Raw genomic sequence first — 11,039 nt, forward strand, 5'->3', positions numbered from 1 at the left:
CGCCGCCCCGCTACTTGGCGCTTACGAGAGCCTTACGAAGCCGGTCTTCCTCGACCTTCCAGTACCCGTGCTCGGCGCCGTCGATGAGGATCACCGGCACCCGGTCGCCGTACTCGGCACGCCATTCGGGGTCGCTGTCCACGTCGGCGGTCGTCCACTCGACGCCCAGCTCGCCGCAGATCCGCTCGACGTCGGCCTCGGCCTTCACACAAGCCGAACACCCCTGCCGGGTCATCACCGTCACCTGCTTCTTCGCGGGGATCCGCACCCTACCGGTCCTCCTCCGCGGGCCGCTCCTTCGTCGCGCCCGCCTATCGCGGTCCTAGGCCCTCACGACCGCAAACGTACCCGTCTGACCTTTCCGGTGACGGTGTGCGGCAAGGAGTCCGCGAACTCGACCGTGCGCGGCACCTTGTAGCCCGCGAGCTGCTCCGCGCAGTGGTCCACGATCTGCTGCTCCGACAGCGAGGCCCCGGCCGCCGGCACGACGACGGCCTTGACCGACTCGCCGCTGCGCTCGTCTATCACGCCGACGACCGCGACCTCCGCGACCTCCGGCATCGCGACGATGACCTGCTCGATCTCGTGCGGGAAGACGTTGAAGCCGTTGACGATGATCAGGTCGTTCGCGCGGTCGACCAGGTGCAGATCGCCGTCGATGTCGAGATAGCCGACGTCACCGGTGCGGAACCAGCCGTCCTCGCCCGGCCCGTGCGCCCCGTCGGGCCAGTAGCCGGAGAACAGGTTCGCGCCGCGGATCGCGACCAGCCCGGTGCCGAGGTCGTCCTCCTCGAACGGGTCCTCCGGATCGTGCGGCACCGGCAGTCCGTCCGAGCCGACCAGCTTGAGCTCGACGCCCGGCAGCGGCCTGCCCACCGAACCGGGCTTCGGATAGCCGGTGACCAGCGTCGAGGTGACCACCGGGGCGGCCTCGGTGAGCCCATAGCCTTCGAACACGCCGAGCCCGGTCTTCTCCCGGATCGTGGCCAGCACCTTGGGGTGCAACGGCGCGGCGCCCGAACTCAGCAGCCGCACGCTGGCCAGTCCCGCGCCCAGCTCCTCGGCGGGCCGGCTCGCGAACTCGGCGTACATCGCGGGCACCCCGCCGATCACGGTGACCCGGTGCTCCGCGCACACCTCCAGCGCCTTCACCACGTCGAAGCGCTCGGCCAGCACCGCGGTCGCGCCGACGGCCGCGCATTGCAGCAGGCCAGGGCCGAGGCCGTAGACATGGAACAGCGGGATCGCGATGAACACGCGGTCGAGTTGCCGGAAGGTGTCCGGGACGCCGCCGAGCTGTTCGAGGTTGGCCAGCAGCGCCCGGTGCGACAACATCACGCCGCGCGCGGGGCCGGTGGTGCTGGAGGTGTAGCAGAGCACCACGATGTCCTCGCCACCGCCGACCGGGGCGAGGGGGTCGGCGGGGTCCACCACGGGCAGCAGGCCCTCGTCGGGATCACGGCTGAGCACGACCCGCGCGCCGGAGTGTTCGCGCACGGTGGTGACCTCCGCCGCCGGCGCCGTCGGCGAGACCGGGACCGCGATCGCACCGACGCGTGCGACGGCGAACAACGCGATGGCGAAGTCGGCGGAGGTCGGCAGCCGCAGCAGAACGCGGTCGCCCTGCCCGACGCCCTCTTCCACGAGACGCCTGGCCTGGCCGTTGACGGCGGCATCGAGCTGGGACCAGGTGAAGGCCGTTCCCGCTGTGGTATCGATCACGCCCAGAGAGGCGGGCCACTGCTTGGCGGCCGCGGCGAGCAGATCGGCGATGTTGCCCATGACCCCAGTGTCTCCTCTCATCCCCCGTCATGGGGAAGCCAGGGGATCGTCGCACTTCCGCAACAGAGACCACTACCTACTTCCGGGTAACTACCCGTATGCTGCTGAGCGCGCCGAAGTGGTGGTGATCACTCGGCCGGGACAGAGGAGTCGCCGTGACGAACTGGCTTGTCGCACGCCCCGTGGGGCTGCGGGTTGGCACTGTCGCGCGCTCAGCCGAGAGCGAGGCCGAGGCCTGGGACCTCGTGCACGCCGCGCAGGAGGGCGACACCAACGCCTTTGGCGTGCTCTACGACCGGTATGTCGACGTCGTGTACCGGTACGTGCTGTTCCGGCTCTCCGATCGCGAGCTGGCCGAGGACATCACCAGCGAGACCTTCCTGCGCGCACTGCGCCGGATCACCTCCGTCAGCTACCAGGGCCGCGACGTCGGCGCCTGGTTCATCACGATCGCCCGCAACATCGTGCTCGACCACGTGAAGTCGAGCCGGTACAAGCTGGAGATCATCACCGACGAGGTGTCCGAATCCGGTTCGGCTCCCTTCGCCGGGCAGACCATCGGCGACAACACCGGCCCCGAGCAGGCCGCGCTCTCCAGCGCGACACGGGAAGCGCTGCTCAACTGCATCAGCGCACTCGGCGATGACCAGCGCGAATGCATCGTGCTGCGGTTCATCCAAGGGCTCTCGCTCACCGAAACGGCGCAGATCATGAAGCGCAACGAGGGCGCGGTCAAGGCCCTCCAGCACCGCGCCGTGCGCAAACTCGCCCAGCTGTTGCCCCCCGCCTGGCGCTGAACGCCGTAACGGAACCACCCTCCGGGTCGTTTCAGACGACGTGAACGTGCCCGGGTGGTCGGCGCGCGACCTGGAAGTCATTTCCCGGCTGCGCCAACTCGGTGGCACGGTGACCCCCGAAGCGGAAGCGCGGGAGCGGATCCGGAAACAGGTCCTGCAGCGCCTCGCCGAGGAGGAACGCCGCGCACCGAGCAAACGGCGGCGTGTGCTGGCGGAAGTGCTGGCCGCGGCCGTCGCGCTGGTGATCGCGCTCGGCGGTCTCGGGCTGGTGCTGTCGAAGAACTCCCTGCCCGGTGACGTGCTGTACGGGGTCAAGCGCGCCGGTGAGTCCGCACAGCTCGGACTGACCTTCGGCGATTCGGCGAAGGCGGAGAAGCATCTGCTGTTCGCGTCGCACCGGCTGGACGAGCTGGAAGCGCTTCACGACGCCCAGGCCGCCCACTACTCGGACACGCTGGCCGACTTCCAGCACGAGGCCACGCTCGGCACCGCACAGTTCACCCAACTCGCCGTGCAGGGCGGTGGCGGGCACCTCACGCAACTGGAGTCGTGGGCGAGCGAGCAGCAGGCGAAGCTGACGCAGGTGCGGTCCTCGTTGCCCGGCGGCTCGATGGACTCCTACTACGCCGCGTCGGGTCTGCTGGACCGGATCTCGACCAGGGCCCAGCGCCTGACGACCCGGCTCAACTGTGCCCAGATCACCACCGGTGTCCCCGACGAGCTCGGTGCGGTGCCCGATACGAGTGAGTGCCGCCCACCAGGACAGGACGCGATCACGGCGAGCCAGCCGCCGTTGCCGCTGCCCCCGCCGCCGGTCTCGCAGCCCGCCGCACCGGCCACGACGACCACCGCGCCGCCGTCGACGACGCCCTCGCAGTCCCAGCCGAGTGGTTCGGTGCCCCCTTCGAGTGGCATGTCCACGCCGCCGGTGTTCAACCCGCCGGTGCCCGCGCCGACCAGCCCGCGGACGAGCGGTACGACGACCTCGGCACCGCCGCCGTCGTTGTCCATTCCGCCGCTGTTCCCCGGCCTTCCCGGGGTGGGGATCGGCTGAGGTCAATCGCTACTCTTGGCCAAGGCACCCGAGTCAGGAGGCGGTCTGCGTGTGGCGCGGCAAGGGCAAGGGCCCGGAACTCGAACGACTCGCCACACTCGCGGGCGAGGCGTCGGCCGAGGCCGCCGTCGCGATGGAGTCCGTTCGGCAGGACGGTGCCGAGGCGCCGGCGCCGCCCGCTCCCCCGGACCTGACCGCGGCGGCGTTCTTCGACGTGGACAACACCATGATGATGGGCGCGTCGATCTTCCACTTCGCCCGCGGGCTGGCGGCACGCAAGTACTTCACCACGTCGGATCTGGCCGGTTTCGCCTGGCAACAGGTGAAGTTCCGGATCGGCGGCCGGGAGACCCAGGACAGCGTGCGCTCCAGCCGCGAGCAGGCACTGTCCTTTGTGGCCGGTAAGACGGTCGAGGAGATGAACCAGGTCGGCGAGGAGATCTACGACGAGCTGATGGCCGACAAGATCTGGTCCGGCACGCGCGCGCTGGCGCAGATGCACCTCGACGCCGGGCAGCGGGTCTGGCTCGTCACCGCGACACCGGTCGAACTCGCGGCGATCATCTCGCGGCGGCTGGGGCTGACCGGCGCGCTGGGGACGGTCGCCGAACACGTCGACGGCGTGTACACCGGGCGGCTCGTCGGCGACCTGCTGCACGGCCGCGCCAAGGCGCACGCGGTCCGGGCGCTGGCTTCGCGCGAAGGACTCAACCTGCGGCGCTGCACGGCGTACTCGGACTCGTCCAACGACATCCCGATGCTGTCCGTGGTCGGCACGGCGGTGGCGGTCAACCCGGACGCCGGTCTGCGGGAGATCGCCCGCGCCCGCGGCTGGGAGATCAGGGACTTCCGCACCGGCCGCAAGGCGGCGAAGATCGGCGTCCCGTCGGTACTGGGCGCCGGCGCCGTGGCCGGCGCCGTCGCCGCCGGCATGGCCTACCGCCGCCGCTAACCCCGCGAGTCCAGACTTCCCGCCGCCCGAGTCCAGGGTTCCGGTCGCCCGAGTCCAGACTTCCGGTCGCCCGAGTCCAGGGTTCCGGTCGCCCGAGTCCAGACTTCCGGTCGCCCGAGTCCGGGGTTCCGCGCGAGCTTTCTCCCGTCCGCGCATGCCTCTCGGACACCGAACGTCCAACTCGGGCTCTTGCAACGGCCGACTCGGGCGCACGAAACGGTCAACTCGCGCGGGCCGCGAAGCCAGCGCCCGCACCGCGTGCACCTTCGTGCGGCCGTGCGGACAGCGCCCGACTCGCACTCACGCAACCGCCGACTCGCGCGCGAGCAACTCCGAACTCGGACGCACACAACGCTCAACTCGGGCGCAGGCAACGCCCAACTCGCGCGGGAGCAACCGCCGACTCGCGCGCAGGCAACGGCCGACTCGGGCGCAGGCAAGCCCCGACTTGGGCGCGGGGAATGGTGGACTCGCGGGGTTGGGTTAGCCGTTGAAGATGTTGCGGCGTTGGGATAGGCGGCGGTACAGGGTGCTCTGGATGGACTCGCGGACCTGGTCGGTCAGGCTGAAGATCAGCATCGGGTCGTCGAGGTCCTCCGGCTCGTGGCCGTCCGTGCGGATCGGCTCGCCGAACTCGATGGTCCACTTCGTCGGCAGCGGGATCGCGCCCAGTGGCCCGAGCAACGGGAACAGCGGCGTGACCGGGAAGTACGGCAGGCCCAGCAGGCGCGCGAGCGGCTTCAGGTCGCCGATCTTCGGGTAGATCTCCTCCGCACCGACGATGGAGCACGGCACGATCGGCACACCTGTACGCAGCGCCGCCGCCACGAACCCGCCGCGGCCGAAGCGCTGCAGCTTGTACCGCGCCGAGAACGGTTTCCCGATGCCCTTGAAGCCCTCCGGCCACACACCGACGACCTCGCCCGAGGACAGCAGCCGCTCCGCGTCCGGGTTGCAGGCCAGCGTCTGGCCGGACTTGCGGGCCAGTGAGCCGAGCAGCGGGGTGCGGAACACCAGATCGGCACCCAGCATCCGCAGGTGCCGGTGCGCGGGATGCTCGTCGTGGACCGCGACCGCGGTCATCACGGCGTCCAGCGGCAACGTGCCGGAGTGGTTGCAGACGATCAGCGCGCCGCCGTCCTTCGGGATGTTGTCGATCCCGAGCGTCGTCACGCGGAACCACTTCTCGTAAAGCATGCGCAACGGCGGCAGCAGCAACGCGTCGGTCAGCTCGCGGTCGAAACCGAACTCGTCGACGGTGTAGTCACCGGTCAGCCTGTTGCGGACGAACCGCAGCACCCGGCTGAGCGCGTCGTCCATTTCGGGTGTCTCTTCCGGCTCGACGCGCAGTTTCGTCGGCAGGTTCACCACCGCGGCATCCGCCGGTTTGGTTGTCGTGTTTGGCGTGCTGGACTGTTTTCCCTGCGGTCGCCGCAGGGGGATGACCTGGGCTTCGACGCTGGTCGTCACTGGTCCGGCCCCGTTTCCTGTCGCTTCCGGGTTCATCGTGCCTGGCCCGTGGCGGCGGCGGTGAACACCTTCCCTGCCGCCGTGGCCAGTTGTTCGCCGTCGACGACCGGGCGCAGGCCTCTGCCGCGCACGTAGTCGTCGAACGCCGCGGCGGTCGTCCACCGCGGCCGGTATCCGAAAACTTCCTTCAGCCGGGTGGTGTCCACCACGCGGCCGTAGTTCAGCAGCCGCACCTGGTCCTCGGAGAAATTGACCACGTGCGCGCCACGCAGCACCTTGGCGACCGACGGCACCACCGCTCGCGGGACTGGGAGTTCAACCCGCCCTGCTCGCCGGATCGCCTGTGACAATGTCAGTACCCCGTCGGAGGCGACGTTGAACACACCCGGCTTGTCTTCGGTCGCGGCCGACTCGAGCACCGCGAGTCCGTCACCGGAATGCAGTAACTGCAGCCGTGCGTCGTAGCCGAGAACCGTTGGCACGACGGGAAGTGCGAAGTACCGCGACAGCACGGTGTCCACGTCCGGGCCGATCAGGTTCGCGAACCGCAGCGTGGTGACCGTGATGTCCGGCCGCCTGCGGGCGAGGCCGCGGACGTAGCCCTCCATCTCTACGGCGTCCTTGGCGTAACCCGTCGACGAGGCCGGGATGAGCTCGGAATCCTCCGTGAACACCGCCTGCGAGCGGGCACCCGCCCCGTACACGGCGGCACTGGACTTGACCACGAGCTTGCGCACCGACGCCGAGCGCTGGCACGCGGCCAGCAGCCGCATCGTGCCGATGACGTTGACTTCCTTCAGCGGCGCGCGCCGGGCGGGCCCCGCCGGATGGCAGGTGGTGGCGGCGTGCACGACCGTGTCGACCTCGGCGTCGGCGATCACCCTGGCGATCAGCGGGTTGCGGATGTCGGCGCGGACGAACTCGGCGCGACCGAGCCTGCGCAGCACCTGCTTGCGCGGCGCGGCGGTGTCGATCCCGATGACCCGGTCGAAATCCGGGTGGTTGCCCAGACGAGCGAAGAGCCTGCCACCGAGTTCGCCCCCGACCCCGGTGACGAGCACGACTTTGGACGGCATAAAGCCCCCTGGCTTCAAGGGATGGTTTTCGGCGGCGACGCAGATATTACCCCTGCCACCAACATCAAGTCAGGGCCTCTAACACGGTATTAACCCAGGTCACGCCTGTCACCCGAATGGGCGCGGCCCGCCCGGGTATCCGGACGGGCCGCGGAAAGAAGGCGTTCGCCTGCGCGTTACTTGCCCTGCTTGCGACGCTGCATCCGCGTGCGGCGCAGCAACTTGCGGTGCTTCTTCTTGGACATGCGCTTGCGGCGCTTCTTGATCACCGAGCCCACAGGGTGCTCCTTCGCGGTTGGACCTATGTTGACGCTGCCTGGCAGCGTCCAGCGGTTGGAGCGCATCAGGCGCGAGCGGTCTATCAGGTTACCCGCGCGGTTCCGCGCCGGAGCACAGGCCCCTGCCTAACCGACATCGAAATAGGCACCCTCGAGGTATTCGTGTACGGCCTTCTCCGGCACCCGGAACGACTTGCCGACGCGTACGGCCGGCAGTTCGCCCGAATGCACGAGGCGGTAGACGGTCATCTTGGAGACCCGCATGAGCGTGGCCACCTCGGCGACCGTCAGGAACTGGACCTGCCCGACGGCGGGCACGTCCTTCTTGTTCGACGGCATACGTCACCGTGCCCTTCACACGTGTCGCGCCGCGCGGCTTCCCCACCGGCGGTACCGACACGCACGTGCTTCTTTCTCCTGAGGGTAGCGGGACTGGTGGGACGAGTGCGACGGCTGGCAGGAAGATTGGTCCACTCGGGCGCGATCCGTGAGTAATCGCGCACCATGCGCTACCCGCGGGAAACGGGCGAAACGGTCAGCCCTCGTGAGCCTTGCCCAGCTCCACGGAGCGGTCCCGCGCCGCCTCGATGGCCGCGAGCAGCGCCGCCCGCACACCGTGCTTCTCCAGCTCGCGGATGGCGTTGATCGTCGTACCGGCCGGGGACGTCACGGCCTCCCGCAGGATCACCGGATGCTCATCGCTCTCGGCGAGCATCTTCGCCGCGCCGACGGCGCTCTGGACGATCAGCTTCTCCGCCACCGCGCGCGGCAGCCCCAGCAGGATCCCGGCGTCGATCATGGCCTCGACCAGGAAGAAGAAGTACGCGGGCCCGGAGCCGGACAGCGCGGTGACCGCGTCCTGCTGCCTCTCCGGCACCTCGATGACCTGCCCGACCGAGGACAGCATCTCCGTCACCAGCGCCACGTGCTCCGGCCTCGCGTGCGTGCCGGGAGACACCGCGCTCATCGCCTCGTTGACCACCATCGGGGTGTTCGGCATGACCCGCACGACGGGCACTCCGGCCGGCAGCCGCCGCTCGTACAGCGACGTCGGCAGGCCCGCGCACAGGGACACGACGAGCGAGTCCGTGCCCACCAGCGGGGCCAGCTCGTCCAGCACCGGCTCGATGTCCTGCGGCTTCACCGCGACCACCAGCACGTCGGCTCGCTTCGCCGCTTCGGCGACCTCGACGCCGACGATCCCGTAGCGCTCGGTCAGCTCGGCGGCCCGCTCCGGGTGCCGCTCGGTGAACAGCAGGTCACTCGCGCTCCGGCCGCCGTGCAGCAGCCCCGACAGCAGCGCCTCACCGATTTTGCCCGCACCCAGCACAGCGATTGTGGTCATGCCTGGAGCGTAAGCCGCCGCCCGAACCGCCTCCGGCCTGCCCCTCAGGGCGCCAGTGCGAGCTGCCGCGCCTGGCAGACGAGCCTGCCGGTCGCGTCGATCACCGTCGCGTCGGAGTCGAACCACGACTCGTGGACCGCCCGGCACTCGACCTGCACGCGCAGCCAGCCGGGGGCGGGCCGCGCACGCAGGTACGCGGTCAGCTGCGCGGTCGGGGCCCAGCCGAAGCGCCCGAGGTTGAACACCACCGGCGGGTTCACGTCACCGGCCAGCAGCACGAAGTACGGGTCAGGCGCACTGTGCCTCGGCCGCACCCACAACCGCATCCTCGGCGGGTCGCCGGCGCGGCCGGACAGGTATCCCGCGGTCGCCGGGTCGATCCGGATGTCGCAGCCCTTCGCCAGGTTGAACACGCCTTCCGCGGTGTCGCCGCCCAGCGGGATCGCGCGCGGCGGCGGTTCGACCGGCATCGACGGCAGATCGGCCCAGTCCGGTCGCCGCATCGGCAGCCGTCCCGCGGTCACCGTCGCCTCCACGCAGCTGCGGCCCCGCTGCTCCATCCGCACGCCGACGACCGTCGCGCGGCGGCCCAGTTTGCGCACGTCGGTGCGTAGCAGCACCGGCCCGATCGCGGGCGGGCGCAGGAACTCCGCACTCACCACGAGCGGTTCGACCGAGGGCTCGCCCCGCTCGGCGAGCACCACGACCGCCGCCTTCGCGAGCAGCGCGAGCAGGAACCCGCCGTGCGGGTGACTGCCGATGGACCATTCCTGCCGAAGATCGGCGGTCAGCGTTCCGTCTCCCAGTGACCGCACCACACAAGCCACGCCGAAGGCCGCAGGGTCCGGGGCTTCCAGCGTGCTCACGAACGACTGACCAACTCACTCAGCCCGCGCTGCTCGTCGGGCCGCACGCGGCCGTGGGAGGCCGCGCGATCGGCCAGGATCGCGATGGCCCTCGGGGCGTGCGTGGCGAACATCGGACAACCATGCCCCGCCGGCAACGTGTTCGCACACCGAACGAATTTCAGGTCCATCACGACGCTTCTCGTACCGGGGCTGGTGGCGTGGATCAGCGATCGCAGCGGGTTCACGACGGAAACTTTACGTGTTCACATATCGGAAGCCCATGCTCCACAGGTGCTGGAAAACGTGAAATTTGATCTTGTTACTGACCGAGGTGGAAACGGGCGAACAGCAGCGCCTCGGCCAGCTCCTTCATGCGGTGCGCGGGGCTGGGCGCGCGGCGCGTGTTGACCTCCAGCACGACCTGCCCGTCGAAACCGCCGGTCACCAGCTTCTCGAGGAGTGCCGCACACGGCTGGTTGCCCCGGCCGGGCACCAGGTGCTCGTCCTTCGGGATGCCCGTGCCGTCGGCGAGGTGCACATGGCTGAGCGCGGGCCCCATCCGGTGGGCGAGTGCCATCGCGTCCATGCCGGCCGCCGCCGAATGTGACAAATCCAGCGTGTAATGCTCGTAACCCACGTCCGTCGGATCGATCGAGGGGCGAAACGCGGACATCCGCGCGTCCCGCCTGCCGCCGGGCGGCCGCACCTTGAACATGTTCTCGACCGCGATCTCGATCCCGCTCGTCTCCTCCAGTTCGGCGAGCAGGTCGGGGAACTGGTCTGCGTAGCGCCGCTGCCAGCGAAACGGCGGATGCACCACGACGGTGCGGGCCTCCAGGTCCAGTGCCGCCTCGACGCTGCGGCGCAGCCGCACGACCGGGTCCGGCGACCACACGCGCTGCGTGATCAGCAGCGACGGGGAATGCACCGACAGCACGGGCATCCCGGTCCGGCGCGACCACCGGCGCAGTTCGGGGACGTTCTGGCTCACCGAGTCGACCCAGACCATCACCTCCACCCCGTCGAAGCCGAGGTCCGCGGCAAGCTCGAAACCGGTGCCCGCGCGCAACGGCCACACCGATGCCGTGGAAAGCCCGACGGGGATCAACGTGACAGCAGCAGGAGGGCGGCCGGTGACACCGTCACGACCAGCCCGACCAGCACCGCGAGCACCATCGTCTGCAGGTCGTCGGCGCGGCGGATCTTGCGCACGATCCACACCAGCCCGACGATCACGATGAGCGCGGCGACCAGCGCGGCGGCCGGGATCTGGCCCCACAGCCAGTTGAACCCGAGCCACACCGCGGCACCGCCGATGACGCCCAGCGCGAGCTGGACGGCCATGGACAGCCACTGCTTGGCGGGCGAGGCCGCTTCGCCGTGTTCGTGCTCGTCGTCCTCGTCGTGCTCCGGCTCGTAGTCGTAGCCGCCGAGCCG

The 11,039-nt window shown here is 69.9% G+C and carries 14 protein-coding genes; 3 read left to right on the forward strand and 11 right to left on the reverse strand.

From position 1 onward, the window contains the following. Nucleotides 1-10 precede the first annotated feature (10 nt). Nucleotides 11-235 (reverse strand): glutaredoxin family protein, encoded by a 225-nt coding sequence (locus HFP15_RS36660; protein ID WP_168522214.1) that lies wholly within the window; start codon nt 233-235, stop codon nt 11-13. A 95-nt stretch (nt 236-330) separates the two neighbouring features. Then, nucleotides 331-1,803: an AMP-binding protein gene (locus HFP15_RS36665; protein WP_168522188.1), complete on the reverse strand. Its 1,473-nt coding sequence runs from the start codon at nt 1,801-1,803 to the stop codon at nt 331-333. Between the two features lie 161 nt (nt 1,804-1,964). Between HFP15_RS36665 and HFP15_RS36670 the strand changes: the two genes are divergently transcribed. Genes HFP15_RS36670 through HFP15_RS36680 form a run of 3 tightly spaced genes read left to right on the forward strand, consistent with a single transcriptional unit; the run spans nt 1,965 to nt 4,585 of the window. Continuing rightward, on the forward strand, nt 1,965-2,579 hold the full coding sequence (locus HFP15_RS36670) for a sigma-70 family RNA polymerase sigma factor (protein ID WP_312871927.1): 615 nt from the start codon (nt 1,965-1,967) through the stop codon (nt 2,577-2,579). Nucleotides 2,580-2,619: 40 nt separating this feature from the next. Further along, nucleotides 2,620-3,633, forward strand: coding sequence for a DUF5667 domain-containing protein (locus HFP15_RS36675; protein WP_168522192.1), 1,014 nt, complete (start codon nt 2,620-2,622; stop codon nt 3,631-3,633). A gap of 49 nt (nt 3,634-3,682) precedes the next feature. Continuing rightward, nucleotides 3,683-4,585, forward strand: coding sequence for an HAD family hydrolase (locus HFP15_RS36680; protein WP_168522194.1), 903 nt, complete (start codon nt 3,683-3,685; stop codon nt 4,583-4,585). A gap of 483 nt (nt 4,586-5,068) precedes the next feature. Here the strand turns inward: HFP15_RS36680 and HFP15_RS36685 are convergent, their stop codons facing one another. The 9 genes from HFP15_RS36685 to HFP15_RS36725 form a co-directional block, all read right to left on the reverse strand. After that, nucleotides 5,069-6,055: a lysophospholipid acyltransferase family protein gene (locus HFP15_RS36685; protein WP_376768922.1), complete on the reverse strand. Its 987-nt coding sequence runs from the start codon at nt 6,053-6,055 to the stop codon at nt 5,069-5,071. A 32-nt stretch (nt 6,056-6,087) separates the two neighbouring features. Beyond that, nucleotides 6,088-7,131: an NAD-dependent epimerase/dehydratase family protein gene (locus HFP15_RS36690; protein ID WP_168522198.1), complete on the reverse strand. Its 1,044-nt coding sequence runs from the start codon at nt 7,129-7,131 to the stop codon at nt 6,088-6,090. A 176-nt stretch (nt 7,132-7,307) separates the two neighbouring features. Beyond that, on the reverse strand, nt 7,308-7,409 hold the full coding sequence (locus HFP15_RS36695) for a 30S ribosomal protein bS22 (protein ID WP_017986394.1): 102 nt from the start codon (nt 7,407-7,409) through the stop codon (nt 7,308-7,310). A gap of 126 nt (nt 7,410-7,535) precedes the next feature. Beyond that, nucleotides 7,536-7,748 (reverse strand): helix-turn-helix domain-containing protein, encoded by a 213-nt coding sequence (locus HFP15_RS36700; protein ID WP_144754305.1) that lies wholly within the window; start codon nt 7,746-7,748, stop codon nt 7,536-7,538. A gap of 196 nt (nt 7,749-7,944) precedes the next feature. Beyond that, complete coding sequence (gene proC / locus HFP15_RS36705) at nt 7,945-8,754, reverse strand: pyrroline-5-carboxylate reductase (protein WP_168522200.1); 810 nt, start codon at nt 8,752-8,754, stop codon at nt 7,945-7,947. 44 nt (nt 8,755-8,798) lie between these two features. Then, nucleotides 8,799-9,620, reverse strand: coding sequence for a thioesterase family protein (locus HFP15_RS36710; protein WP_168522202.1), 822 nt, complete (start codon nt 9,618-9,620; stop codon nt 8,799-8,801). Further along, the gene (locus HFP15_RS36715; protein WP_168522204.1) at nt 9,617-9,847 is read right to left on the reverse strand and encodes a hypothetical protein; all 231 of its coding nucleotides are present in this window, start codon (nt 9,845-9,847) and stop codon (nt 9,617-9,619) included. Before HFP15_RS36715 ends, HFP15_RS36710 begins: the two co-directional genes overlap by 4 nt. Before the next feature lie 74 nt (nt 9,848-9,921). After that, nucleotides 9,922-10,710: a sugar phosphate isomerase/epimerase family protein gene (locus HFP15_RS36720; protein ID WP_168522206.1), complete on the reverse strand. Its 789-nt coding sequence runs from the start codon at nt 10,708-10,710 to the stop codon at nt 9,922-9,924. After that, nucleotides 10,707-11,039 (reverse strand): Rv0497 family membrane protein (locus HFP15_RS36725; RefSeq protein ID WP_512699094.1); only part of this gene is annotated, 333 nt, incomplete at its 5' end. The genes HFP15_RS36720 and HFP15_RS36725, both read right to left, overlap by 4 nt.

Source organism: Amycolatopsis acididurans, from assembly GCF_012328925.1.
GTDB lineage: Bacteria > Actinomycetota > Actinomycetes > Mycobacteriales > Pseudonocardiaceae > Amycolatopsis_E > Amycolatopsis_E acididurans.